Origin of the sequence: Alcanivorax nanhaiticus, from assembly GCF_000756665.1 — a bacterium.
In the GTDB taxonomy this organism is placed as follows: domain Bacteria; phylum Pseudomonadota; class Gammaproteobacteria; order Pseudomonadales; family Alcanivoracaceae; genus Alcanivorax; species Alcanivorax nanhaiticus.
Genome location: NZ_ARXV01000005.1, coordinates 195,811 through 220,908, shown reverse-complemented (window position 1 = coordinate 220,908; position 25,098 = coordinate 195,811). Strand labels below are relative to the sequence as shown.

Genomic DNA, 25,098 nt, shown 5'->3' with positions numbered 1-25,098 from the left:
GTTGGCCAAGTTGCGGTTTGTATCGAGTTGGCAATCGTTGATGGATGGCTATTTTTTGCGTATCAGCGTGAACCTCAGACTGTGTATCAGGGTGCCTGTTAGCGCACCCACACCCGCCAGGGCCATGTCTTTCTGGGCATCCCAGATGTCTCCCTGAGTGCCGAGGTAGGCTTGGCCCAGGTCCCCGCCGAACAGAGCGGCGGCGATCCACTCGATAATTTCATAGAGTCCGGAAATGGCCATGATCAGACTGATTGCAAATGTGTATTGCCATCGTCGTGTCATTCCCCCCGCCTGTGCCAGCCATTCACATAACACGGGTATGAAAAGGAAGCCGAAAAGATAATGGACCAGGCGATCAAAGTGATTGCGTTGCCAACCAAACAGGCTGTTCATCGTGTGGCCGAACAACTGCTCCGACCAGCGATCGTAGGGAACTTGTGCATAGGTGTAATGGGAGCCCAGCACATGCAACAGCATGAACAGCCAGAGCGCGGTAATCGCGGTGCGGGAGAATTGATAGCGCCGCCAGCCCATAATCATAATCGGTAGCGCCAGTACCACGAGCACGTTTTCCAGCAGCCAGTCGTTGCGATGCAACGGGGCGATGGCCAGAGCCACCCAGTAGACGCCAAACAGGGAGAGCAGTGTCAGGGCATAGCGGGTGTAAGCGGCACGGATCATGGTCACCTCATCCGCAACACTTCTTGAACTTGTTACCACTGCCGCAGGGGCAGGGATCATTGCGGCCCGGCTTCAAGGGAAAAACCTGGGGGATGCCATCCACATAAAACCAGTGGCCGTTCTCCTGCACAAAGCGGGAGGTTTCTTCGAGCACTGAAAAGCCTTCGCTGTCGCGGCTGATCGCCTTGAAATGGACGCTGCCCTGATCGCCATTTTGCGTGGCGTCGATGACGCTGAGTCCCACCCAGCGCTCTCCCTCATCGAGAGACAGGGTTGCCGGGCGCGTACTGCGGTGCCAGCTGTTTTTCACATAGTCGGCATTGCCCAGGGCAAAAGCACTAAAACGGGAACGCATCAAGGCTTCCGGGCTGTTGGCGGGGGCGCCGGCATGCAAGGGCTGGCAGCATTCGCTGTAGGCGTTGCCAGACTGGCAAGGGCAGAGTGCGGGTGTCATGGTGCAATGTCCTGAAGGTGGTGCTCAATGGTAAAGACGTGTTCGTCATGGGCATCCATGGCGCGTAACGCCTGCGCCAGCTGCACCAGGTAGTCCCTGTTGCTGCCACTGGGGCCATGACTGCCGGCAATATGTCTGGCTATCTCTCTTTCTTCGGCTGGGCCAAGAAAAGCGGCATTGTCTTCGCTGGCAATATAGATCAAACCGTCGGCGCTATTGCCATCGGCGAAGGTCAATGTCTGTCGAAAACGTAAATAGCCATTTTTTTCCCGGTGATCCAGATGTTCAAATACATCCGGTGTAATGTGGTAAGCCATGCCGTCGCAGCGATGCCCGGGGCTTTCAATCAGGGTCACCACCCGGCCGGGTTGTTCCGGGGTGCCACGATGATCATGGGAACCCTGCCAGAACCGTCGGGCCCAACCGGTGATAAAGGCCGGTTGTCGTTCCAGGAAGGGGAAGTCGGCCTTGTAGATCAGTGAGCCGTAGCCGAACAACCAGACCGGTTGGTGCGGGTCAAGAAGGTGGCGGCGGCGATTTTCTTCGGACGTATCCAGCATGCAATCTTGATCCCGGTTCGTTTCCTTCACAGTGACGGCGTTATACTGGCCTGACGTTTTACAGGTTGTTGGGAAAATCATGAAAGATGTGCGCGAAGAATACCATGCGGAAGGGCTGACCGAGGCGTCTCTCCATAACGATCCATTGGAGCAGGCGCGTCGTTGGGTGGATGAAGCCATTGAGGCAGGGTTGCCGTTACCCAACGCCATGACGCTGGCCACGGTCAGTGCCCAAGGGCAGCCTTCTTCACGGGTGGTGTTGCTGAAAGGGATTGAAGGCGGCGGTTTCACATTCTTTACCCATTACGATAGCCGCAAGGGCGAGGAAATCGCTGCCAATCCCAAGGTGTCCTTCACCATGTTCTGGCAACCGTTTGATCGTCAGATGATTGTCATCGGCGAGGCGCATAAGGTCGACCCGGAAGAGTCAGAAAGTTACTTCGCGTCACGTCCCTACGCCAGTCAGGTCAGTGCGGCTATCTCTCCGCAGAGCCAGCCGACCAGCCGTGAGTGGCTGGAGGAAGAGGTTGCGCGTCTGGAAAAGGAATTTCCCTCCGCGCCGGTACCCCGCCCGGAGCAGTGGGGTGGCTATCGCATTACCCCGTCGGAGATCCAGTTCTGGCATGGCCGGCCGAGTCGCTTGCATGATCGCTTCCGTTATCGGCGTCAGGCAGACGGGCAGTGGAAGAGGGAGCGTCTGGCACCATGATGAACCCTGTTTATATGGTGCAGGCGGTCTTGGTCTTATAAGCTGTATGCCGGGATCGGGGCAGGGCGATTACGTTGAAAATTCTGATTGTTGACGATCATCAGCTTTTTGCTGATGCGCTGACCATTACACTGAAAAGTTTTTATCCTGATGCAGCGGTGACTACCTGTGAGTTTCCGCATTGGCTGCTGGATAACCGGCAGCTTTTGCCTGGTTTTGATCTGCTCATTCTCGACCAGGCCATGCCGGAGCTGGACGGTCTCACCTTGTGGAGTATGGTCGGGCGATTGATGGGCGAAGCCCGGGTATTGGTCTGTTCCGGCTCCGTCGATGAAACCACCGTTCGCAAGGCGATACAGCTAAAAGTGAATGGCTTTGTCGACAAGAGTGAGCCTGTCGAAAAGATCCTGCATGCCATCCGTGAGGTAATGGCGGGACGTTCTTTCTTCTCGGAGTCCTTCCGCATGCTGGCGGGATCGGAAGCCAAGCAGCCGCTGACGCTGACCCGGCAGCAGCTCGCCATCCTGGCCATGCTGCAGGAAGGTCATGGCAACAAGGAAATTGCCCGCCAGCTTTTTGTCAGTATCAATACCGTAAAGACTCACCTGCGTCTGTTGTACGAAAAGCTCGAGGTAGCTAATCGTACCGCCTGTATCGAGAAGGCGCGCAAGCTGAAACTTATCTAAGCAGGGTTGCCATTTTTGCGGTCAGCGCTTCTGCTCCCACCGGCTTGAACAGCACCTCAATATCGTCAGGCAACTGAGCCAGAAACTCGGGTGAAGTGTTGCCAGTGATCACCAACGCAGGAATGGGCTGGTCATACATTTCGCCGACCGCATTGATCACGGTGGCGGCATTGATGCCGGGGCCAATCTGTTCATCGGTGATGATCAGGGAGGGCGCTTCGCGGGTTTGCCGCAGGGCCGCCAATGCCGGGCTGAGGTTCTGGTGAGCGGAGACCGTAGCCCCCAGACTCTCCAGCAAGCCAGCCAGGGCGTCGGTGACACGTTTGTCATCATCAATCAGTAACACGGTCAGATCGCCGAATGGCTGATCCATGTCTTCAACGTCCGGATCGGGCTGGACAGGCGCACCTCCCGCCGCGGACAGGGTCAAGGTAAATCGGGTCCCTTCCCCTGGTGTGGATGTCATGGCCACAGGGATATCACAAAGGGCACTGAGTCTGCTGACGATGGCCAGCCCCAGCCCCAGTCCGTTCTGGATGGCGCGATGGTCATTGTCGATCTGCATGAACTCTTCAAACACTTCTGACTGATAGCTCTCATCAATGCCGATGCCGGTATCCGTGATATGAAGCTGGAGGCTATCCCCCGTTGCTTCAGTGCTCAGGCAAATTTCACCCTGCCGGGTGTACTTGACGGCATTGCTGATCAGGTTGCGCACGATGCGGGCCAGCAAGATGGCATCGGCAAAGATGTAATGCTGCTCAATATCTTCCATTACCAGCTTGAGACCCTTGTTGCGGATTGCAGGCAGGTTTTCATCAAGCACTGGTTGCAGGGTATCCGCCAGGCTGATGATGCGTTTCTGGGGTGTCAGGCGTTGCGACTGCAATCGCGACAACAGCAACAGATGGTTGAGAAGATCGTTGCAAGAGGCAATGGCAGCATCCAGTTTATCCACCACTTCTGGCTGCGGCGTATCACTGTTCTTCAGCATGGCGGCATACAGGGTGGCTGCCTGCAGGGGCTGACGCAGATCGTGACTGGCCGCGGCAAGAAAACGTGTCTTGCTCTGACTGGCCTTGTTGGCCAGCCGGCTTGCCTGTTCTGCCTCGATGCGCAGGGCGATGGTGCTGATCTGTGATTTGTGGATGAACATGCTGAAGATGGTCAGTGACAGCAGGTTGATCAGCGGAATAGCCTTGATGATGCCCGGCGCCTCGGGAACGTGCAGAAGAATGAAGGCAAAGTAGGCGAGAAATACCGGCGTAATGAAACTGATGAAAATATCCGGATAGACCCCCATGGACACCGAGGGAATTGACGACGCGACGGTGAGAATCACCAGGCAGGTAAGGATGGTGATGGCATCGGTGTCGGGCAAAAAAAGGAACGGGAAAGACGACCAGAGCAGCGCCCAGATGAGCGCCATATAAACATTGATGCGATGCCACTTTCGGGTGCGGTGTGACTCGCGGTTCCTGTTCTTGTTGTAAAAGTAGACGATGAAAAATGACTGGCCAGCGATGAGCGTCAGCATGGCAAACCAGACAGCAAAAGCCATTTCCCCATAGGTGTCCGGGAAGAAAAACGGCAAGCCCGCAGCAATCAGTAATGACAGCACCATGCGCGATCCCACTTCCTGCATGAACAGGTTGTGGCGTTCCTGGAGAATGCGTTCGCGGTTTTCAGTAACGGCGCGGCGAAGGGTTTCCGGCATGATCAGGTTATCAGTCGCAATAATGAAGCTTGAGTCTAGCCCGTTTATTACAGCTTGTAAGTGCTGAGCCTGAGAATTCACCCAACGGGGTGAAGGAGGTGTCAGGTCCCCTGGTGCTCTAATAAGCGCTTGTCTGGGATAAGTATGAATCGGGGTAACTCTGATGATGAAGCAAGTGAGCAAGCTGGCCGGTGCCATCGGCATCGCAACCATGATGACCGCCTGTGGTGGTGGATCCTCCAGTTCTGGTGGCGGTGGAACCACTGTGGCGCCGGGCGGCAATGGATTTGTGGTTTTTCCCGCTGCTGAAAGCGCTGGTGCCATCGCTCTGCGGGCTGCCGCGCCGCGCGCGGCACTGCCTGTTGAGTACCTGTACAGAACCAATGGTACCCCTGCCGGGACTACCAAAATCGTTGATGACCGTAACAACGGTTTTGAAGTTGGCCGTTTTGGCAGCGGATACATGGCGGAACTGGACGGCAAAATTTACTTCGCGGGCAAGGACAGCAGTGGTGATGTTGAACTGTGGGCCACGGACGGCGCCGGTGCGGGCACTGAGCGTGTTGCGGATATCTATGCCAATGGCAGTGGTCAGCCACACAATATGGTGCCGGCGACAGGTAAACTATTCATGAATGCAGTGGTGGATGACGCCACTGGTGTGGGCCGCGAGCTGGTGGTCTTTGACCCCGCTTCCAATGCGTTGCAGGCCCTGACGTCGACTATCGATGGAAACCCGGGCAGCAATAATGCGCCTGAGTCGCTGACCCCTGTGGATGGCGGTCTGTTCTTCTTTGATCAGGATGCCGGCGATGTCTACTTCACCGATGGAACAGCAGCCGGTACCGTGAAGATCGCAACCAATAACGACACCATCACCGACCCTGCAAGCCCTCTGGCAAAATATCCTCAGCTGATCAGTGACGATGATTGGCTGGGGTATAACGGCAAGCTGTTGTTTACCGGGCGCTTCAACGCAGCCGATGCTGAAATTCGCCTTTACGAACTGGATAAGAATGGCAATATCGAGGAAATTTCCCTCGATGATGGCGGCAATACCGTACGGCTGAATATCACCGAGAATGTGGTCGCCAGCAACGGCAAGGTGTATTTTGTGGCGAACTCGAGTGTCGGTCTGCATATTTTCGAGTATGACGGAACTACCGTGACTAACCTGACTACCAGCGAGGCCAGCCGCCCTTATCAGGAGCGACTGGTAGGCACGTCACTGGGTGTGTTCATGTACGTGGAGATTACCGGTCTACCCCCGTATCTTCTGCGTGTAGATAACACTAACGGTCCTGCAGGTGTTACGGCCGCGCTGCGCGGTAGCGGAGATTATTCCTTCGCTGATGTGGAATACATGGTTGAGGCAAACGGAACGGTATTCTTCAGCGCTTACACCGAAGATGCCGGTGGCAGTGACTTCGGTATTGAACTGTGGAAAACCGATGGCACCCAGCAGGGAACGGAACTGGTCAAGGATATTAATGACATCATGGCAGGCGCAGACTCGCAGCCTTACCCGCTGACATTCATGTATCAGGTGCCGCCGACCGTGAATCAAGGCCTGGGCAGCAAATACCTGTTCATTGCGAATAACGGCAGTGAAGGTTTTGAGCCCTGGGTGTCCGATGGCTCTGAGGCAGGCACTGTGCTGCTCAAGGATATCCGTGCGGGCAGTGGGAGTAGTGTCATCGACTAATTCAGTTAACAGTGAATAGTTAACAGCGGCGCGATAGCGCGTCGTTGTTACTTCCAGGAAGGAGGCCGCGACCATGTTTTGGCGCGGCCTTTTTGCGTTTAAAAGACAAGGAAAAAGCAAAACAAATACTTGACAGGTTATGCCGGTCGGGCGGCCTTCACTGTTCACTGTTCACTGTTCACTGTTCACTGTTCACTGTTCACTGTTCACTGTTCACTTGCTTGCGCCATAACGATGCCAGCAAGGATCCGGAAAGATTGTGCCAGACACTGAAGAGGGCACCGGGTAGTGCGGCGAGTGGCGTAAAATGTTTGATGGCCAGAGCGACGCCCAGTCCGGAATTTTGCATGCCCACTTCTATCGCCAGCGTACGGGCTGTGATCTTGTCCAGGCGTAGCAGCCGGGCAATCCCGTAGCCGCTCAACAGTCCAAGGCCGTTGTGCAGAATGACGGCGGCCACTACCAGCAAGCCCGCCTCACTGATGCGTGTAGCATTCAGTGCCACGATAATGCCAATCACCAGCACGATGGCGGCGACAGAGATGAGCGGGAACAGCTCTCTGGCAGGGGCCAGCTGACGCTGCAGGAAAGTATTCAGCAAGCAGCCTGCCACCACAGGAATGACCACAATCTGAACCAGCGAAATCAACATGCCGGAGACCGGAACCGGGATCCGCTCGCCCAGATACAGCCAGGTCAGTAACGGGGTCGCAATCACCGCTACCAGAGTCGAAGCAAAGGTGATCGCCACGGAAAGCGCCACATTGGCGCGGGCCAGGTAAGCGATCACATTAGAGGCAGTGCCGCCTGGACAGGCGCCTACCAGTACCAGTCCGGCGAGAATTTCAGCAGGAAGCTGTAGCAGGTGGCCGATGATGAAGGCGATCAGTGGCATCAGCGAATACTGCATGACCACGCCCAGCCCGATGACGCCGGGCTGTTTCAATGCCCGGCGGAAATCGTCCCAGCTTAGCGACAACCCCATGCCGAACATGATCAGCATCAGCAGTGGCACAATGGCAGGTTTGCCAGCTACCAGCCATTGCGGTTGCCACCAGGCGAACAAGGAAAACAGGATCGCCCAGAGCGGGAAAAGTTGGGTTAAACGCTGGATCATGATGGTGCCTTTATTGTTGTGAATCCTGGTAGCAATGGCGCGAGTAACGCGTTTCGAAATTCAGGATCTGCAATCCCAATGCCGATTTTCGTAACTCGAAACTTGTCACTCGCTACTGCTTTCCCTTACAACGCCAAGGTTAACAAGAACGGCAGTAGCAAAAACGCCATCAAGGTGGAAAACACCACCATGGCTGCCACCTCTTCCGAGCCCTGATTGTAAGCCCGAGCCAGCAGGTAGTTGAACACAGCCACGGGCATGGCGGACTCAATCAACGCAACCCCGCGCAGTACACCTTCAAGATCCAGTGCTTCCACCACGATGAATCCGACCAGAAAACCGATGGTTAACCGCAATGCTGCAAAGGCGGCGCCCTTGCCAACGTGATGCACTTTTAACTGTGACAGGGACACTCCCAGGGTGATCAGCATGAGAGGAATCGTTACGTCACCGATCAGGCTCACCGTATTGAAGAGCCATTCCGGCAATGAGAGCTGAAAGCTCACCATGGCCACGGCCAGGAACACCGATAACAGGATGGGGTGACGGAACAGGGACCAGGAAAACCCCTGGCCGCTAACGATAGCCATACCCATGGAAAAGTGGGCGACTGAGTAGACCATCATCCAGGCCAAGGAGAGGGCAAGCCCTGCGTCACCAAACGCCAGCATGCAAAGGGGAATACCCATGTTGCCGGTGTTGGGGAAGGTGAGAGAGGGCAGGAATACCCGGAAAGGTTGTTCGCTGACACGAATGGCCGCCGCTGCCAGCAGCAGGGTGGCGAGCATCACGGCCACGGCGGCCCCCGCGACCTGGGTTAACGCGGCCATGTCCAGATCCGTTTTTCCCAGCGTGGCAACGATCAGGCAAGGCGTGGTGACGGTGGTCACCAGTGAGGTGACCATCTGGGTATCAAAGGGTTTGCCTGCTCGAGCCCAGAAATAGCCAAGGCCAGCGCAGAACAGCACTGGGGCGATAATATTCCACAGGGTTAACAGCATGGTCTTGATTCACAGGCAGGCAGTTCGTTGGAGGCAGTGTGTAAGGTCATGTTCGGGCTGTCCAGGGATCCTCTGAAAAACTCTGTGCATGCCCACTCTTTCTACACTCTTCCAGACCAAGCAGAGTCAGCACGGGGTTATTCAGAGACTCCCTGGTTAGCGGCTGTGTTTGCGGTACTGTCCGGGGGTGAAGCCGGACCATTGCCTGAAGGCATGGCTGAAGTTGGTCTGGTCGCTGTAACCGAGCTGTTCGGCTATCTCATCCAGAGGGAGTGTGGTGCCCAATAACAGACGCACTGCTTTTTCTTTGCGAATATCGGTGAGCACGGTCTGGAAGCTGGTGTTCTCAGCGGCCAGCTGCCGTTTCAAGGTGCTGCGCGACATGTTCAGCGCCCTGGCTGCACTTTCCTGATCCAGGGTGGGCTCGGAAGCGCTGATCAGTTGACGAAGGCGCGTTACCAGCGGTTGCATGTTGTGCCTGCGTTGCATCCTGTCTTCACAGTCTTTGACAAGCCGCCGGTGGGTAATGGCATCGGCGAAGTGTGAAGGCAATTCCAGTACAGACAGGGGAAAAGCGATACTCGAAACCAGCGCGTTCGCCTGCCAGTGTTGACAGGATGCGGTATCGATCATGGTCAGCGAGCCACGGTATACCGCTGCAAGGTTCACCTGTACCGATAATGTGTGCCCCGTCAGTAGTCGTGACAGCTTGCAAAGGGCGGCACAGCCATACAGCACCAGAAGTTCATCAAGCAGTGCTGAACCACTGTGGGGGATAATCTGAACATGACCATGATCTGCCGTTTCATAGAACTGGAGCGTAACCGCATCCGATAACAGGGGCAGAAAAGTGTGAAGCGTCAGCGCATCACGCAGCTGTGGTGCGGTCATGATCAGCAGGCTCAGATTCCCCTGACTCGTCAGGGTTACCTGATCACCAAACGCCACCGCCAGCGATTGCGGCTGTATTTCTGGCCAGGCCAGCAGCAGTGCTTCCAGTGACTGGGGGGAGAGTCGGGCACTGTCCAGCTGCAGGGGATCCAGCCCGGTTTTCTTTAAATGCTCTTCCAGATAGTGCGTGATCGATTCCGGCAACAGGCCCGAGCCCATGAGCTGTAAAAGATAGTGGCCAGGAATGTAGGGACTGGAAGCCGACATAGGCACCTTTGGGGGCTGGGCTAAATTCACAATAAATAAGGCCGCAGGCACATGGGGCGCTGGGGCATCTCTGTCCATGATTATATTGACATCGTCCAATGGCAAGGTGGGGAAATAAAAGCCTCTCGTTTGTTTATTGGTCAACACAATAATATGTCGGGAGAGATGCGATGAATGCCGTTAACCGGATTGGTACAAAGGTTCGTCGTCTTGCAGGGGCGACGGTCGGGATTCCGCCGCGACAGGTCGACTTTCAGTTTGATGAAGATAGTCCGCGTTATATGTATGCGGACAATGCCACTGCCTCATTGTTTTTTGCGGTACTATCCGGCTTTTTCCCGCCGGGAGAAATGTTCTTTGTGGAGTCAGTACGTCATTACCGTGACCGAATTGCTGACGAAAAGTTGAAAGCCCAGGTGTCCGGGTTCATCGGTCAGGAGGCGATCCACAGTCGGGAACATGAACGGTTGAATGCCTTCCTGACCGCAAGAGGATTGGATACCGCGCCGGCGGAACGGGCGGTGAAAGCAGGGTTGTGGCTGCTATCGAGACTGTCACACCGGCAACAACTTGCCTGTACCACCTTCATGGAACATTTTACCGCGGCATTGGCTGAGCAACTTCTCACCGACGAAGCCTTTCGCAGCCAGGCAGATCCCGAGCTGCTGAAACTGTGGGAATGGCACGCGCTTGAAGAGCTGGAGCACAAGGCAGTGACGTACGACGTTTACAACCTGGTCGGAAACGCCTGGCATCAGCGAGTGCTGTCGCTACCCCTGGTAGTGGCAAGCCTGACGCCTCCACTGCTGGCCAGCTGGATATGGATGATGATACGTGAGGGGAGTATCAAGGACTGGCGTGACCTGTCCCGGGGGGTATCCCTGCTGCTGGGAAGAAAAGGCTTTGTGACGCGAATCCTTCCTCATATGCCTGCATTTTTTACACGCCGGTTTCACCCTGATCAACACGACACGTCATCGCTGGAGCAAGAGTGGAGAGAGAAGTTGTTTGGAAAAGAAGGGGAAATGCTGTCGTTATGGCGCAACCCGATCTGAAACCGTTTATATCGGCAGAGGGTGCCGAGTCAGGAAAGCATGCCTGGAAGGCTGAAACGGTTCCGGTAGGGTGATGCTTGCAGCAGAATGAAAACCACAGCGCAGGATTCCGCCTGCATGAATCCGCGCTGTGGTCACCGCCACCTCAAACAGTCAAAAACTCCTTGATCAGTGTATCGTCCAGTTCTCCCATTGCCCCTTCCGCTACTTTGCTGCCGCGGTCGAGAATAGCAAAGCGGTCTGCGCAGGCGCGGGCAAAGTGCAGTTTCTGCTCGACCAGCAGTACAGTAAGACCTTCTTCCTTGTTGAGCGTCTTGATGACCCGGCCGATCATGTCGACGATGTTGGGCTGAATTCCCTCGGTGGGTTCATCCAGAATCAACAGTTTCGGATCCAGGGCCAGCGCCCTTCCGATGGCTAGCTGTTGTTGCTGGCCGCCAGACAGATCGCCACCGCGGCGGTTGCGCATTTCATGCAGCACGGGGAACAGTTCATAAATCCGGTCAGGAATTTTCTTGCTGCGATCCGGGCGTGCCTGCAGTCCGGTTTCCAGGTTCTCTTCCACCGTCAGCAATGGGAAAATCTCCCGCCCTTGCGGTACATAACCGATCCCGGCTCTGGCGCGTTCTTCGGCTGCCTGACGGGCGAAGTCTTCACCATCAAATTCGATGCTGCCACTTTTCACCGGCAACAAACCCATGATGGTTTTCAGTAGCGTGGTCTTGCCGACCCCATTACGCCCCATGACGCACAGGCACTCGCCCTGGGTCAGGCCCAGATCCACATCCCAGAGGGTGTGGGATTCGCCGTAGTATTGGTTGACGTTGTTTAGTTTCAACACGATGTTGACTCCGTTATTCAGTTGCAAGTTTCAAGTGACAAGTTGCAACGCGGAATAGATTTATCTCTTCGGAGACATCTGTCTCCGCGAGCGGATGAATGGTGCGCGGGCAAGAAATAAAAGGGTGGCAACCCATCCCGCCCGCGCTTTGCAACTTGAAACTTGCTTCTTGCAACTCATTCACCCAGATAGACTTCAATGACTTTGGGATCATTCTGTACCTGATCCATGGTGCCCTCTGCCAGCACGCTACCCTGATGCAGCACTGTCACGGTGGAAGCGATGGAACGGATAAATTCCATGTCGTGTTCGACCACCACCACGGAATGTTTGCCTGCCAGGCTTTGCAGCAGTTGCCCGGTGCGCTCCACTTCCTGGCGGGTCATGCCGGCAATGGGCTCATCGACCAGTAGCAATTGGGGTTTCTGCATCAGCACCATGCCGATTTCCAGCCACTGTTTCTGGCCATGGGACAGCAGGCCGGCCACCTTGTGGCGGTCGTCCAGCAGACCGACTTGAGCCAGGGTTTCTTCGATCCAGCTTTTCTGTTCGCCGGTCATGCGAGTGAACAGCGAATGCCAGGCGCCCTTGGCATCGTGCATGGCAAGCTCCAGATTTTCGAACGCCGTGTGTTCCGGGAACACGGTGGGTTTCTGAAACTTGCGGCCGATGCCGGCGGTGGCAATGTCAGTTTCACTGAGCCGGGTCAGATCCAGAGTCTGGCCGAAGAAGCAGGTGCCACTGTCAGGGCGGGTCTTGCCGGTGATCACATCCATCATGGTGGATTTGCCAGCACCATTCGGCCCGATGATGCAGCGAAGTTCACCGGTCTTGATGTACAGCGTCAGGTCATTAAGCGCCTTGAAACCATCAAAGCTGACGGTGATATCTTCCAGATAAAGAATATTCTTGCCGTCACCCGCATCCAGTTGCCCGGGGGCTACCACACGGGTCCCCTGGCGCATGAAGTCGAAGACCTGATCGCGGCGAAAGGTTTCACGCAGGCTGTCCAGAGCACTCATGACTGTTCTCCTTCTGCCATGGGGGTGTCGTTATCGCCGGGGGTTTTCAGGAAACGCTGTTTGAGGCTCGGCCAGTGCTTTTCCACCAGTCCAACGATCCCTTGGGGCATAAACACGGTGACAGCCACAAATAGCCCCCCCAGTGCGAACAACCAGGCTTCCGGCATGATGCCGGTGAATACGGTCTTGCCATAGTTCACCAGAATGGCACCGATTACCGCGCCGTAGAGCGTGGCGCGTCCACCCACGGCAACCCAGACCACCAGCTCAATGGAGTTGAGAGGCGAGAACTCTCCGGGATTGATGATGCCCACCTGGGGTACGTACAGAGCCCCGGCAAGACCTGCCAGAATGGCGCTGACGGTGAATACCCAGAGTTTGTAATGTTCGGTGCGATAGCCGATGAAGCGGGCGCGGGATTCCGCATCGCGCACCGCCAGTACCACCCGGCCAAGCTTGCTGCCGGTGATCCAGCGACACAGGACAAAGGCACCAGCCAGTGAGATGGCAGTCGCCATCAGCAAGGCCACCCGGGTGCTGTCTTCCTGCAGCGAGAAACCGAGCAGATCCTTGAAGTCGGTGAGGCCATTGTTGCCACCGAAGCCCAGTTCGTTGCGGAAGAAAGCCAGCATCAGCGCGTAGGTCAGCGCCTGGGTGATGATGGACAGGTACACACCGGTTACCCGGGAGCGGAACGCCAGCCAGCCGAATACAAATGCCAGCAAGCCTGGAACCAGGAAAATCATCAAGGCGGCAAACCAGAACTGGTCAAAGCCTTGCCAGTACCACGGCAGCTCACTCCAGTTGAGGAACACCATGAAGTCCGGCAGCTCCGCATTGCCATAGACGCCGCGATCACCGATCTGACGCATCAGGTACATGCCCATGGCGTAACCGCCGAGGGCAAAGAAAGCGCCATGCCCCAGGCTGAGAATGCCGCAGTAACCCCAGACCAGATCCAGTGCCAGTGCCAGCAGGGCATAGCAAAGATACTTGCCCAGCAGAGTGACGGTGTAGGCGCTCACATGCAGCGCAGAGTCAGGAGGAAAAACCTGGTTGAGCAGGGTCACCAGCAGGGTGGCACCGAACAACACGCCCATGAAAGTTTTGGCGGTGCGATCACTGAGCGCACCCTTGAATGTGGAATCTCGCATATCAGTCCTCCGCTGCCCGGCCACGTTGCGGGAACAGTCCGCGGGGTTTGCGCTGAATAAACAGGATGATGAATATCAGCACCAGAATCTTGGCCAGAACTGCGCCGGCCATGGGTTCGAGCAGCTTGTTGGCGATGCCGAGACCAAAGGCAGCGGTGAGTGTGCCCCAAAGGTTTCCAACGCCACCAAACACCACCACCATGAACGAATCGATGATGTAGCTCTGCCCCAGGTTGGGACCCACGTTGGTGAGCTGTGCCAGCGCCACCCCGGCGATGCCGGCAATACCGGAACCGAGGCCGAAGGTGAGGGCGTTGACCCGTTCACTACGAATACCCAATGCTCGTGCAGTGGTACGATTCTGGCTGACCGCTCTCACCTGCAGACCCAGGCGGGTTTTCTTCAGCAGGGTCAGCAAGCCAAGGAACACCGCCAGGGCAAAGAAAATGATGTACAGGCGGTTGTAGGTGAGCGAGAACACCGGGTTGATCTGCAGTGCGCCACTCATCCAGTCCGGCGTGATCACGGTGCGGTTCAGTGGCGAGAAGATCACGCGCACCGCTTGCTGCAGGATCAGGCTGACACCGAAGGTGGCCAGCAGGGTTTCCAGTGGTCGGCCATACAGGAAGCGAATCACGAACCGTTCAATCAGAATGCCGACAAATGCCGAGACCAGAAAGGCTGCGGGAACGGCAACCAGCAAGGACCATTCATGGCTGTTGGGCAGGAGTTGTTGCACCACGTAGGTAGTGTAGGCCCCCAGCATGATTAATTCGCCGTGAGCCATATTGATCACGCCCATGACGCCGAAAGTGATCGCCAGGCCAATGGCGGCTAGTAGCAGCACTGAGCCCAGGCTCAGACCGAAGAAAATCGTATCGGCGGTCTGGAAGTTTTCGATACGACTATCGATACGCCTCAGCGCTTTTGTCAGGGCGGTTTTCTCTGCGTCACTTTCAGTTAAGCGGAGGCGTTCATTCAACCGGTTTTTGACTTCCGGATGCAGGTTGCTGGACAGGGTATCGATGGCATTGAGCCGGGCGGTAAGCTCATCACTACCCAGCGCTGCGATATTGAGCGCCGTGTCGATCTGTTCAATGACTCGACTGTTATCTTCGCTTTCGCGGCGAAGGCGCAGGGCCGACAGCATGTCGGGATCATCATTACCGATCAGTTGGGCTGCAGCCTGTACACGTTGTTCACTGTCATCGCTGTTCAGTGCAAACAGGGCCAACTGATTATTGATGACCGTGCGCAGTCGGTTGTTGATAACCACCGGTCGAGCAGCACGGCTGTCTACCGTGCCAATCTCGGTTTCGCTGACCGGATCCAGTAGTAGCCACTGGCCGTCCTGCTTACTGCCGAGGCTGATGGTGTCGTCTTCACGGTTATGAACCAGATCCCGGTTCATCAACGCGTTGAGCAGGGGCACCACGCGGGGACTATCCTGCTCGGCCAGTTGGCGAATGGCTGCTTCCTTGTCGTCAAAGCTGCGGCTGGCCAACTGGTTGAGAATATCCTGAATGGAAGGCGGTGCACCGGCGATGTCTTCTTCGACATCGGCGTCGGCCATGGCCTCAATAGTCTGGGGGGATGCTGTCGTGTCTTGCAGCACCTCATCTGCCCAGCTCAGACTGGCCATGATTGCCAACACGATGGCGGCCAGCATTCGGCTGAAACTGTAACCCATGACGGGCTCCTTACGGGGCGTCAGAATTTGCGTTAAAAAAGCGGCAAACCGCCGCAGTCAGACACACCGGGCAAGCCCGGTGTGCTGACGGTGGGTGTTACTTGGCTGCCGCGCCGCCGCAGCTTTTGGTTTTGGTGTTGTAGTTGCCGCACTTGATCGGGGCAGTCCAGTCGGAGATCAGGTCTTTGGAACCTGGCAGGAAGTCAGACCAGGCATCACCCTTCACCAGACCATCGGTTTCCCATACCACCGCGAACTGACCGTCGTCCTGGATCTCACCGATCAGTACCGGCTTGGACAGGTGATGGTTCTCGTTCATGACCGCCATGCCGCCAGTCAGGTTCGGGGTCTGGATGCCGATCATGGCGTCAGCCACTTTGTCGGTGTCGGTAGACTTGGCTTTCTCTACCGCTTTCACCCACATGTTGAAACCAATGTAAGTGGCTTCCATTGGGTCATTGGTAACGCGCTTGTCGTCGCCAGTGAAGCTGTGCCACTGATCGATAAAGGCTTCGTTGGTGTCGTTGTATACGCTCTGGAAGTAGTTCCAGGCAGCCAGATGACCAACCAGCGGAGCGGTATCGATACCGGACAGTTCTTCTTCACCTACAGAGAAAGCGACAACCGGAATGTCTTCAGCGCTTACGCCCTGGTTACCCAGTTCCTTGTAGAAAGGCACGTTGGCATCACCGTTGATGGTGGAGACCACCGCGGTTTTCTTGCCCTGGCTACCGAACGCCTTGATGTCGCTGACGATGCTCTGCCAGTCAGAGTGACCGAACGGGGTATAGTTGATCATGATGTCCTTTTCGGCCACGCCCTTGGACTTCAGGTAGGCTTCGAGGATCTTGTTGGTGGTACGCGGGTAAACGTAGTCGGTACCGGCCAGAACAAAGCGCTTCACGCCCAGATCATTGATCAGGTAATCAACGGCAGGAATGGCTTGCTGGTTTGGCGCGGCGCCGGTGTAGAACACGTTCTTGGACGATTCTTCACCTTCATACTGCACCGGGTAGAACAGCAGGCCGTTCAGTTCTTCTACAACAGGCAGCACGGATTTGCGGGATACTGAGGTCCAGCAGCCGAAGATCACGTCCACGTCTTCCTTGGTAATCAGCTCACGGGTTTTCTCCGCGAACAGGGGCCAGTTGGAAGCGGGATCCACGACCACCGGCTCCAGCTTCTTGCCCATTACCCCACCTTTCTTGTTCTGCTCTTCGATCATCATCAGAACAGTGTCTTTCAGGGTGGATTCACTGATCGCCATGGTGCCTGACAGAGAGTGAAGTACCCCTACCTTGATGGTGTCGGCGGCCATAACGGCACCGCTGTAGGCGATGGCACTGGACGCGACAACGCCGGCGGCCAGTTTTTTCATGGATTTTGAAAAACTCATGATGTTTCCCCTTGCGTTTGAAGTTGGTTTATCCATTTCCTGAAACCCTGTCCCCGGATCTCGTGATCCAAGCAAATCGACCGGTACTGCTGGCCGTTATCCCTGCGAAGTTGTGGGAGCCTCTAAATAACTCCTTGCGTGCTCAGCGTGGCCTGGAGCGTTCAGCTGTTGTGTCTTGTCTCGATGGTCAGGGTGGTTCCCTTTCCGAGAGACAAGGCGCAGCAGATGGGCGCTCCAGACCGCGCCCTCCGGGTCTTCCAGGCTGGCCCGCACTCGTTGTTGCGCTTTTTCGACAGGCAACCAGCATGCCTTCAAAAGCGCGCCTAGATTGCAGGCCAGCCTGAAAGACTGAGCATGCAAGGAGTTATTCAGAGGCTCCCTTAGTTGTTGTCCACCGCCTGCAACTGACTCCTGGCGTTGGCCTCGTGCAACATGTGCACTGTGATTTTTCGCACTTCGTTTCGGGATTCTTCAATGTGGGCACGCAGCAACATTTGTGCCTGCTCCACGCGGCGATGCAGGATGGCCTCCAGCACCGCTTGATGTTCGTTGTAAGTGGCTTCCACCCGGGGTGGTTTGGTGAAATCCAGCCGGCGAATAATCCGCAGTCGTTCGGTGAGGTCGTGATGGATTCGCGCCATCTCCTGATTGCCGGCCGCTTCTACCAGCTGTTCGTGGAAGCGTTCGTCCATGCCGCTGACGGTGGGGCCATGCTCCAGACGCTGCTCCTTGGCAACGCACCACAGGCCTACCAGTTCATCCAGGTTGCTATGGTCACTGTCCTGTTCGCAGAGTTTGCGTACGGCGGCACATTCAAGGATGGTGCGAACGTCGTACAGTTCTTCGAAATATTTGAAGTCGAAGGGTTTGACCTGCCAGCCACTGCGGTAGAGTACATCCACATAGAATTCACGTTGTAAGCGAAACAGCGCTTCGCGTACCGGTGTCCGTGAAGCCCCCATGCGCTCGGCGACTTCGTTTTCACTGAAACGATCACCGGGCATTAGTCGGAAATCGAAAATATCCTGCTTCAGTTGCAGGTAGATCCGTTCTGCCAGGTTTTCCGTTTTCTTTGCTGCGCGACTCATCATTTCCACCGGGCTCCTTCAGGCCACATCAGCGCTGTCGATCACGATGACGGGATCACCGGCGTTGATGATGGCACCTGGTCGGCAGTGCAAGCCGGTGACCTTGCCAGACGTGTTGGCCACAATTTCAAACTCCATCTTCATGGCTTCCACAATGACAACGGTTTGCCCGGCCTCAACCTGAGAGCCTTCCTCCACCAACAGCTTCCACACATTGCCGCTGATTTCGGCGCTGATCAGATGGCCGTCGATCTCACCAATTTCGCTCTTGCTGCCGAGCATGGCGGACTCGATGGCGGCGTCTTCGTTTTGCCAGCGCGCCACTTCTTCGTGATAGGCGGCATCCCGTTTCTCATTGAATTCGGCAATGCTGTCGGCGTTGTCCTCAAGGAACTGGCGGTGCTCGGCCAGGCTGAAGGGCTCTTCCGTGATTTCGATATTCAGGTGTCCATGCCGGAACGCTTCGCGCATGGTTGTCAGTTCGGCTTCGCTGACCGGGTAGTAGCGGACCTGATCGAAGAACTTGAGCAGCCAGGGTTCACCGTTTTCGAATTGGCTGTTCTTGAGGTGCTTGTTCCAGATTGGCAGGGTGCGGCCCACCAGCTGATAACCGCCGGGAGAGTCCATGCCGTAGATGCACATGTAGACGCCTCCAATGCCGACGGTGCCCTCTGCAGTGTAGGTACGGGCAGGGTTGTACTTGGAGGTCATCAGGCGGTGACGAGGGTCAATGGGGACCGCGCACGGTGCGCCCAGATAAACATCACCGAGTCCCATCACCAGATAGCTGGCGCTGAACACGGTGTCGCGTACTTGCTCGACGGAGTCGAGGCCATTGATACGACGAATGAACTCGGCATTGCTGGGTAGCCATGGGGCATCGCTACGGATGGTTTCCTGATAGCGCTTAACCGCCTCTAGCGTGGCGCTGTCTTCAAACGCCATGGGCAGATGCAGCACTCGTGAGGTGACGACCATGTCGTCCACGCTGCCTATCGTTCTTTCTCGCTCCAGCAGAGTGCTGACCAGCGTGCTCTGGTCGATGAGACGCGAATCGTAATGCACTTGCAGGCTGCGTACGCCGGGGGACAATTCGAGGATGCCGCTAACCGGGCGGGCTTTGAGGTTTTCCATCAAGGCATGCACTCGCATGCGCAACGCCAGATCGAGCACGTTGTCGCCGTACTCAATCAGGATGTACTTGTCGCCAGCCTGCCGATAAACAATGCGCGGCACATCGCCGTTGGCCTCTTGCTCGGCGAGCATGGTGTTGGAGGTAAAGGTATCGCTGAAATCCTCAACCTGCGGATTGATCACCGGAATCAACCCCAGGTTCTCGATGGAGGCATCCTGGGCTTCCTCCAGGGCCTTGGCTTCGGCAAAGCTGATGGGGGAAAAGCGAATGCTGTCACCGGGTTTGAGCTGGCCGACTTTCCAGAGTTCGGCCTTGGCAATGGTGACCGGGCAAACGAAGCCGCCGAGGCTGGGGCCATCCTTGGTCAGGATGACCGGGAAATCGCCGGTGAAATTGATCGAGCCGATGGCATATTCATTATCGTGCACGTTGGATGGGTGCAGGCCGGCTTCGCCGCCGTCGGTGCGTGTCCAGGTCGGTTTGGGGCCGACCAGACGAATGCCCAGCCGATTGGAATTGTAGTGCACCTGCCAGTCCGCCTGGAAAAATTCTTCAACCGCGGCTTCGGTAAAGAAATCCGGCGCGCCGTGCGGCCCGTACAGCACCTTGATGTCCCACTGTTGTGGGTATGCCGGGATCATGTTGCGTTCCAGTGCATGGGGAGCGGCAACAGGAGCTGGCGTTGGGCAGCCAGCCAGCTGAGGCTGACAGATGGCGATCACATCTCCTTTGCGCAGGGTGCGGCCGCCGTGGCCACCAAAGTTACCCAGCACGAAGGTGGATTTGCTGCCCAGATAATCGGGTACATCAATGCCGTTACGCACGGCAATGTAGGTGCGACAGCCTGAGGTTACCTTGCCGGTGATCAGGGTCTGGCCGGCTTTGACCGCGATGGGTTGCCAGAAGCTCACCGGCGTACCATCCAGAGTGGCTTCGCACTCGGCCCCGGTCAGGGCGATGATCGTGTCACAATGGAATTTCAGCGTTGGGCCAACCAGTGTGGCCTCCAGCCCGGCTGCACTGTGGTGGTTGCCTGCAATGCGATTGGCAATGCGGAAGGCCTGGTCATCCATGGGGCCAGAGGGCGGAACACCAATATCCCAATAGCCGCTGCGACCGGGATAGTCCTGTACGGTGGTATAGGTGCCGGGCTCAATGATTTCAAAGGCCGTGGGGGTGTAGGAAAAGGTTTCCAGATAGCGAGTCGAGACTTTGCCGGCGATGACGTTGCTGTCGCGGAGAATCTGACGCAGATAATCCAGATTGGTGGCAATGCCGGACAGGCAAGTCTCGGCCAGAGCGTTCTGCATTTTGCTTAAGGCGTCGCTACGGTCATCACCGTGAACGATGACCTTGGCGAGCATGGGATCGTAATGCGGACTCACCACCGTGCCGGTATCAATCCAGCCATCCAGACGGATGCCATCAGGGAAGTGGACTTCGGTGAGTTCGCCGGGACTGGGCTGGAAATCCTTGAGGGCATCTTCAGCGTAGATGCGAACTTCCATCGCCGCGCCGTGACAGGTGTAGGTCTGTTCCAGTGCGGGTCTTTGGCCGCCAGCCAGTTCCAGCATCCATTGCACCAGATCCACAGCAAAGACCGCTTCGGTCACGCCGTGCTCTACCTGCAGGCGGGTGTTCACCTCCAGGAAATAAAATTCATCTCGCTCGTCGTCGTAGATGTATTCCACGGTGCCTGCGGAACGATATTTCACCGACTGTCCCAGCCGGGCGGCACTGGCGTGGAGTTTTTCCCGTGTTGCCTGTGGCAGGTTGGGGGCCGGTGTCTCTTCTACCACTTTCTGGTTGCGGCGTTGCAGGGAACATTCGCGCTCCCCCAATGCCAGCACAGTGCCTTCACCGTCACCAAAGATCTGTACTTCAATATGTCGGGCACGGGCCACGAAGCGCTCAATGAATACACCGCTGTCGGAGAAAAAACTTTCCCCCAGACGTTTCACTGATTCGTAGGCGGCGACCAGTTCGGCTTCATTGTTGCAGCGGGACAGACCGATACCGCCTCCACCGGCGGTGCTTTTCAGCATTACCGGATAGCCGATATCGGTGGCGGCCTGCACGGCTTCTTCCAGGTTCAAAAGCAGATCTGTACCCGGCGCGAGTGGCACGCCGGCCTGTTCCGCGATGGCGCGAGCTTCATGTTTGAGGCCGAATTCGCGCAGCTGTTTGGGGGTTGGGCCGACAAAGGCGATGCCGGCGGCTTCACAGGCTTCGGCGAACTCGGCATTCTCGGAAAGAAAGCCGTAGCCGGGAATAATCGCATCCGCGCCGGTGTCTTTGGCCGCCTTGAGGATCAGGTCGCTCTTCAGATAACTGTCAGCCGCTGTTTGACCGCCCAGTGCCACAGCTTCATCTGCTGCACTGACATGCAGGCTGTTGCGATCCGCGTCGGAATAAACGGCGACGGAGGCAATGCCCATCTGTTTCAGGGTGCGGCAAATACGCACCGCAATTTCTCCCCGATTGGCGATCAGCACTTTCTTTAACATTTACACGGGCTCCTTGGTTTGCAATGAGGCGATGTAATTTCTCCAGCCCCCCAGGGCGGTAATGTCCGTGGCGTCGTTGATGGCCCAAGGCTCACAGATGAAGCCCTTCACCCAGCGTCCATCCACGGTTTCCAGGCTGCCAATGCCGAGTGGAGCGGGGATTAAGCCGACAAAACTGCCAAAGTGTTCGATGGGCATCTGCCACAGCTCAATCGGAATGCTGTCGCCGCCGTCGGCGGGATTACGGATCAAGCCGGGTTTGGGCGGAACCGTATTGGCCAGGGCGTAGAGTCGGTAACACGGCGCTGTGTGAGTGGCTTCAATCAGGACGGCATCCCGTTCCACTAACTGACCGTTGAGAGGCATGCCGGTGAGGTGAGCCCCCACCACGGCAACGGTAATGGTGTGAGCGGGATCATCATTGGCGGCCGCCGGGGTCGGCTGTGCCAGCATCTGGCCGGTGGCGCCCGCCTGCCAGGGCAGGTGGTGCTGCCAGCGGCGTCCGAATTCGCTGAGTGCGTGGTCTTGCCAGGCACTACCGATCAGGGTGATGCCGCCGGGCAGGCCGTCTTCACGGAATCCGCCGGGCAACGCCAGGGCGCACATATCCAGAAGGTTGACGAAGTTGGTCCAGGTGCCGAGTTGGCTGTTCAGCGTGATGGGATCGGCACTTACGGCAGCCCGGGTGTAGATGCCCGGAGTGGTGGGCAGCAGCAGTGCATCCACGCTGGCCATCAGTTGCTCGGATTGGCGTTTGAGCTCGGCCAGTTGGTACTGGGCCCGGAAACTGTCTGCAGCAGAAAGCGTGGCAGCAGGTTCCAGAATGTCGCGGATCACAGGCAGAATGGCGTCGGGTTGAGTCTGCAGCAGAGGCTCTGCCACGGTGAGTCGTTCAGCGACCCAGGGGCCCTGATAAAGCAGGGCGGCGGCATCTTCCAGCACCATGGTATCAACGCTGACCAGTTCAGCGATTTCGCTCATGGCTGCCAGATTACGTTCCCATAAAGCGCGCGCCTGCTCATCACCGAACCAGGGAAGGTCTTTCGGAATGCCCAGTTTGGGACGTGCGGGTAGTCCCTTGTTCTGCAGGGACGGTGTCGCCCGACTGTAATCATCCTGTGGGTCGAACTGGCCAAGGATGCGATAAACCGTGGCGGCATCGCTGACGTCCAGCGCGAAGATACTGACACAATCCAGTGTGCGGCAGGCCGGGACTACACCTTTGGTACTGATAGCGCCGCGAGTCGGCTTCAGGCCAACCGTATTGGTGAAAGCAGCAGGCACTCTGCCTGAGCCTGCGGTGTCGGTGCCAAGGGCGAAGGGCACCAGGCCCATGCTCACGGCGACAGAAGAGCCAGAGCTGGAGCCGCCGCTAAGATAATCCGGGTTAAACGGGTTGGGGACTTCCCCATAGGGAGAGCGGGTGCCGACCAGGCCGGTGGCGAACTGATCCAGGTTGGTCTTGCCGACGACGATGGCTCCCGCTTCACGCAGCAGGCGAACGGCGGTGGCATCTTCCTTGGGGGTATAGGCAAACGCGGGACAGGCGGCAGTGGTTGGCATGCCCGCCACATCAATGTTGTCCTTCACAGCGAAGGGGATGCCATACAGGGGCAGGTCTGGATCGGTCAGGGTTTCTGCCTGAGCAATCAGGGAGGACTCGTCCAGCAGGTGGATCCACAAGGCACGTTCGCTGTCGTGCAATGCAGTCGCCAGTTGTTTTATGGCCTGTGCAGGGGAGAGCTCCCCGCTGCGGTAGGCCGCCTGCCATTGGTCTAGGGTCCAGCCGATCATTCGTTAGCACACCTGTTTGTATACAAGTTGGTATGCGTTCAGGTGCAAATGCGGTGCCAGACTAACGAAAAACTTTTAATGCTTTGTTTTTACAATAATTAATCAGATCTTACTTGAAGTGTGCGGGAGCGATTGGCGATGCTGAATGCGCCAATCTGATGCGCTTGCGCTGCAACGGTGCAGGAAGGAGAAACTGTTCAGGATAGCGATGGTGCATGTCGGGTGATGCAGGTATGGCATTGTCGATTTCGATGATACAAACAGCGCCATTCTATTTCTGTATCTGCTTTCGTTTTGGCAATGTGATTCAAGATCAGGTGCCATCGGGAATCGGGAGGAAGAATCGTGACGCAGCGTGCGCTGGTAGTAGAAGGCGGTGCCATGCGCGGTATTTTTGCCGCCGGTGTGCTGGATGCTTTTCTGGAATCGGACTATCTCGACTTTGACTTTGCGGTGGGCGTGTCTGCGGGCTCCACTAATCTGATCGGCTATCTTGCGGGTGACCATGGGCGCAGTAAGCGCATCATCATGGATCATGCCTGCCGTCCGGATTTCATCAGCTGGCAACGCTTCATGTCCGGAGGGCACCTTTGCGATGTGCATTGGTTGTGGCATCAGTCACTGGTTGAAGTCCCTCTTGCTCTCGACCGACACTGGCAGCGCAATGTGCCGCTGTGGGTGGTGACCACTTCGGTGGAAGAAGGGAGTCCTCGCTATTTTCAGGCACAGCCGCACAATCTGAACGAGATCATGACCGCCTCCTGCTCGATTCCCTTCGCTTACCGGGACTTCCCAACCGTCGAGGGGCGCGCCATGACCGATGGTGGGCTGGCAGATTCGATTCCGGTGCGTTGGGCATACGAGCAAGGCGCTTGCGAGATAACGGTGGTGTTGTCGCGGCATCAAGGCTACCGCAAGAAACCCAGCGCACTGACTCCCTTGATTAAACCCTGGGTGAAAGATATGCCAGCACTGTATGAGGCCATGCTGAAACGCACGGCAATTTATAATGACTCGCTGGATTTCATCGACAACCCACCGGCGGATTGCCGTTTAACGGTGATCGCCCCGGAGGCAGATTTTCCCGTCAGCCGTTTAACGACCAATGCGCGTAAGCTGGAGCTGGGGTATCAGCAAGGGCACTGGGCCGGGTTGCAGGCATTGGGAGTAGAGTTGAAACAACTATCCAGTGGGTGATCCGGGACGAGTAGCGAGAAGCGAGTAACGAGTTGCGAAGATCAAAAGTAATCGCTTTCCGGTTTTGGTTTTCGGCACTCGCAACTCGTTACTCGCTACTGTCTTTCTTCTCGCACTTCCACGCCCACGCATCCAGCTCAATACGCTCCAGGCCACGAAACTGACTTTCCATCATGAACTCGCGCCGATCTTTGATCGTGCCGACATTGCCGTCAGCCTTTTTGATAGCTTTCTTGATCTTCTTGGTGGCGTTGTTGTTGATCCAGGCATCACTGAACAGCATGCCCTGTACCGGGCCGCCGGTGGTGATGCTGACTTCGCCTTTCTCCTCGCAGTCTTTCGGGGCATCCCGGAGTATCAGAACCTTGTCGGCTTGAGCGAAGGAGGCGCTAAGGATCAATGCGGTAGCAATAAGGAGGCGCATGGAG

General features: G+C 56.6%; 21 protein-coding genes. 5 read left to right on the top strand and 16 right to left on the bottom strand.

Going from position 1 to position 25,098, the window contains the following annotated elements:
• Window positions 1-48: 48 nt before the first annotated feature.
• The 3 genes from Y5S_RS08405 to Y5S_RS08395 are packed head-to-tail and all read right to left on the bottom strand — an operon-like array spanning window position 49 to window position 1,698.
• Window positions 49-684 carry a DUF2238 domain-containing protein gene (locus Y5S_RS08405; protein ID WP_035232148.1) on the bottom strand — a complete coding sequence of 212 codons (636 nt, stop codon included), beginning with the start codon at window positions 682-684 and terminating at the stop codon, window positions 49-51.
• Window positions 685-691: 7 nt separating this feature from the next.
• A complete protein-coding gene (locus tag Y5S_RS08400) occupies window positions 692-1,138 on the bottom strand; it encodes a YchJ family protein (RefSeq protein ID WP_035232147.1) in 447 nt (148 codons plus the stop codon).
• Entirely contained in the window at window positions 1,135-1,698 is a 564-nt protein-coding gene (locus Y5S_RS08395; protein WP_035232145.1) for a gamma-glutamylcyclotransferase, read from the bottom strand. Before Y5S_RS08395 ends, Y5S_RS08400 begins: the two co-directional genes overlap by 4 nt.
• Window positions 1,699-1,777: 79 nt before the next feature.
• Here Y5S_RS08395 and pdxH point away from each other — a divergent pair, with 79 nt between their 5' ends.
• Complete coding sequence (pdxH, locus tag Y5S_RS08390; RefSeq protein WP_035232144.1) at window positions 1,778-2,407, top strand: pyridoxamine 5'-phosphate oxidase; 630 nt, start codon at window positions 1,778-1,780, stop codon at window positions 2,405-2,407.
• Window positions 2,408-2,481: 74 nt separating this feature from the next.
• Window positions 2,482-3,093, top strand: a complete 612-nt coding sequence (locus Y5S_RS08385; RefSeq protein ID WP_035232143.1) for a LuxR C-terminal-related transcriptional regulator — start codon at window positions 2,482-2,484, stop codon at window positions 3,091-3,093.
• Here Y5S_RS08385 and Y5S_RS08380 read toward each other — a convergent pair.
• Window positions 3,086-4,810 (bottom strand): ATP-binding protein, encoded by a 1,725-nt coding sequence (locus Y5S_RS08380; protein ID WP_035232142.1) that lies wholly within the window; start codon window positions 4,808-4,810, stop codon window positions 3,086-3,088. The genes Y5S_RS08385 and Y5S_RS08380 overlap by 8 nt on opposite strands.
• A gap of 163 nt (window positions 4,811-4,973) precedes the next feature.
• Between Y5S_RS08380 and Y5S_RS08375 the strand changes: the two genes are divergently transcribed.
• A complete protein-coding gene (locus tag Y5S_RS08375; protein WP_231552656.1) occupies window positions 4,974-6,515 on the top strand; it encodes a hyalin in 1,542 nt (513 codons plus the stop codon).
• Between the two features lie 199 nt (window positions 6,516-6,714).
• Here the strand turns inward: Y5S_RS08375 and Y5S_RS08370 are convergent, their stop codons facing one another.
• The 3 genes from Y5S_RS08370 to Y5S_RS08360 all read right to left on the bottom strand — a co-directional run bounded on the left by Y5S_RS08370 (window position 6,715) and on the right by Y5S_RS08360 (window position 9,791).
• A complete protein-coding gene (locus tag Y5S_RS08370; RefSeq protein WP_035232140.1) occupies window positions 6,715-7,632 on the bottom strand; it encodes a bile acid:sodium symporter family protein in 918 nt (305 codons plus the stop codon).
• A gap of 125 nt (window positions 7,633-7,757) precedes the next feature.
• Entirely contained in the window at window positions 7,758-8,633 is an 876-nt protein-coding gene (locus tag Y5S_RS08365; RefSeq protein ID WP_035232139.1) for an AEC family transporter, read from the bottom strand.
• 156 nt (window positions 8,634-8,789) lie between these two features.
• The gene (locus tag Y5S_RS08360; RefSeq protein WP_035232138.1) at window positions 8,790-9,791 is read right to left on the bottom strand and encodes a helix-turn-helix domain-containing protein; all 1,002 of its coding nucleotides are present in this window, start codon (window positions 9,789-9,791) and stop codon (window positions 8,790-8,792) included.
• A gap of 170 nt (window positions 9,792-9,961) precedes the next feature.
• Here Y5S_RS08360 and Y5S_RS08355 point away from each other — a divergent pair, with 170 nt between their 5' ends.
• Window positions 9,962-10,846 carry a metal-dependent hydrolase gene (locus Y5S_RS08355; RefSeq protein WP_035232137.1) on the top strand — a complete coding sequence of 295 codons (885 nt, stop codon included), beginning with the start codon at window positions 9,962-9,964 and terminating at the stop codon, window positions 10,844-10,846.
• A 145-nt stretch (window positions 10,847-10,991) separates the two neighbouring features.
• On the opposite strand, the gene urtE is transcribed toward Y5S_RS08355, so the two are convergent.
• The 8 genes from urtE to atzF form a co-directional block, all read right to left on the bottom strand.
• The gene (gene urtE / locus Y5S_RS08350; RefSeq protein ID WP_035232136.1) at window positions 10,992-11,687 is read right to left on the bottom strand and encodes an urea ABC transporter ATP-binding subunit UrtE; all 696 of its coding nucleotides are present in this window, start codon (window positions 11,685-11,687) and stop codon (window positions 10,992-10,994) included.
• A gap of 176 nt (window positions 11,688-11,863) precedes the next feature.
• Entirely contained in the window at window positions 11,864-12,709 is an 846-nt protein-coding gene (urtD, locus tag Y5S_RS08345; protein WP_035232135.1) for an urea ABC transporter ATP-binding protein UrtD, read from the bottom strand.
• Window positions 12,706-13,863 (bottom strand): urea ABC transporter permease subunit UrtC, encoded by a 1,158-nt coding sequence (gene urtC / locus Y5S_RS08340; protein WP_035232134.1) that lies wholly within the window; start codon window positions 13,861-13,863, stop codon window positions 12,706-12,708. The genes urtD and urtC overlap by 4 nt, the downstream gene beginning before the upstream one ends.
• A 1-nt stretch (window position 13,864) precedes the next feature.
• The gene (gene urtB / locus Y5S_RS08335; RefSeq protein WP_035232133.1) at window positions 13,865-15,553 is read right to left on the bottom strand and encodes an urea ABC transporter permease subunit UrtB; all 1,689 of its coding nucleotides are present in this window, start codon (window positions 15,551-15,553) and stop codon (window positions 13,865-13,867) included.
• Between the two features lie 97 nt (window positions 15,554-15,650).
• Window positions 15,651-16,949, bottom strand: coding sequence for an urea ABC transporter substrate-binding protein (gene urtA, locus Y5S_RS08330; RefSeq protein ID WP_035232132.1), 1,299 nt, complete (start codon window positions 16,947-16,949; stop codon window positions 15,651-15,653).
• A 380-nt stretch (window positions 16,950-17,329) separates the two neighbouring features.
• A complete protein-coding gene (locus tag Y5S_RS08325; RefSeq protein WP_035232131.1) occupies window positions 17,330-18,040 on the bottom strand; it encodes a GntR family transcriptional regulator in 711 nt (236 codons plus the stop codon).
• 15 nt (window positions 18,041-18,055) lie between these two features.
• Window positions 18,056-21,679 carry an urea carboxylase gene (uca, locus tag Y5S_RS08320; RefSeq protein ID WP_035232130.1) on the bottom strand — a complete coding sequence of 1,208 codons (3,624 nt, stop codon included), beginning with the start codon at window positions 21,677-21,679 and terminating at the stop codon, window positions 18,056-18,058.
• Window positions 21,680-23,473, bottom strand: coding sequence for an allophanate hydrolase (gene atzF, locus Y5S_RS08315; RefSeq protein WP_035232129.1), 1,794 nt, complete (start codon window positions 23,471-23,473; stop codon window positions 21,680-21,682).
• Between the two features lie 345 nt (window positions 23,474-23,818).
• On the opposite strand from atzF, the gene Y5S_RS08310 reads away from it, so the two are divergent.
• Window positions 23,819-24,670 (top strand): patatin-like phospholipase family protein, encoded by an 852-nt coding sequence (locus Y5S_RS08310; protein ID WP_035232127.1) that lies wholly within the window; start codon window positions 23,819-23,821, stop codon window positions 24,668-24,670.
• Between the two features lie 88 nt (window positions 24,671-24,758).
• Here Y5S_RS08310 and Y5S_RS08305 read toward each other — a convergent pair whose 3' ends face one another.
• Window positions 24,759-25,094, bottom strand: a complete 336-nt coding sequence (locus Y5S_RS08305; protein WP_035232125.1) for a hypothetical protein — start codon at window positions 25,092-25,094, stop codon at window positions 24,759-24,761.
• Window positions 25,095-25,098: the final 4 nt, after the last annotated feature.

What these genes read in the sequence shown, in the direction of transcription:
- Y5S_RS08405 (WP_035232148.1), bottom strand. Translation starts at nt 684, where the DNA reads ATGATCCGTGCCGCTTACACCCGCTATGCCCTGACACTGCTCTCCCTG.
- Y5S_RS08400 (WP_035232147.1), bottom strand. Translation starts at nt 1,138, where the DNA reads ATGACACCCGCACTCTGCCCTTGCCAGTCTGGCAACGCCTACAGCGAA.
- Y5S_RS08395 (WP_035232145.1), bottom strand. Translation starts at nt 1,698, where the DNA reads ATGCTGGATACGTCCGAAGAAAATCGCCGCCGCCACCTTCTTGACCCG.
- pdxH (WP_035232144.1), top strand. Translation starts at nt 1,778, where the DNA reads ATGAAAGATGTGCGCGAAGAATACCATGCGGAAGGGCTGACCGAGGCG.
- Y5S_RS08380 (WP_035232142.1), bottom strand. Translation starts at nt 4,810, where the DNA reads ATGCCGGAAACCCTTCGCCGCGCCGTTACTGAAAACCGCGAACGCATT.
- Y5S_RS08375 (WP_231552656.1), top strand. Translation starts at nt 4,974, where the DNA reads ATGATGAAGCAAGTGAGCAAGCTGGCCGGTGCCATCGGCATCGCAACC.
- Y5S_RS08370 (WP_035232140.1), bottom strand. Translation starts at nt 7,632, where the DNA reads ATGATCCAGCGTTTAACCCAACTTTTCCCGCTCTGGGCGATCCTGTTT.
- Y5S_RS08365 (WP_035232139.1), bottom strand. Translation starts at nt 8,633, where the DNA reads ATGCTGTTAACCCTGTGGAATATTATCGCCCCAGTGCTGTTCTGCGCT.
- Y5S_RS08360 (WP_035232138.1), bottom strand. Translation starts at nt 9,791, where the DNA reads ATGTCGGCTTCCAGTCCCTACATTCCTGGCCACTATCTTTTACAGCTC.
- Y5S_RS08355 (WP_035232137.1), top strand. Translation starts at nt 9,962, where the DNA reads ATGAATGCCGTTAACCGGATTGGTACAAAGGTTCGTCGTCTTGCAGGG.
- urtD (WP_035232135.1), bottom strand. Translation starts at nt 12,709, where the DNA reads ATGAGTGCTCTGGACAGCCTGCGTGAAACCTTTCGCCGCGATCAGGTC.
- urtC (WP_035232134.1), bottom strand. Translation starts at nt 13,863, where the DNA reads ATGCGAGATTCCACATTCAAGGGTGCGCTCAGTGATCGCACCGCCAAA.
- urtB (WP_035232133.1), bottom strand. Translation starts at nt 15,553, where the DNA reads ATGGGTTACAGTTTCAGCCGAATGCTGGCCGCCATCGTGTTGGCAATC.
- urtA (WP_035232132.1), bottom strand. Translation starts at nt 16,949, where the DNA reads ATGAGTTTTTCAAAATCCATGAAAAAACTGGCCGCCGGCGTTGTCGCG.
- Y5S_RS08325 (WP_035232131.1), bottom strand. Translation starts at nt 18,040, where the DNA reads ATGATGAGTCGCGCAGCAAAGAAAACGGAAAACCTGGCAGAACGGATC.
- uca (WP_035232130.1), bottom strand. Translation starts at nt 21,679, where the DNA reads ATGTTAAAGAAAGTGCTGATCGCCAATCGGGGAGAAATTGCGGTGCGT.
- atzF (WP_035232129.1), bottom strand. Translation starts at nt 23,473, where the DNA reads ATGATCGGCTGGACCCTAGACCAATGGCAGGCGGCCTACCGCAGCGGG.
- Y5S_RS08305 (WP_035232125.1), bottom strand. Translation starts at nt 25,094, where the DNA reads ATGCGCCTCCTTATTGCTACCGCATTGATCCTTAGCGCCTCCTTCGCT.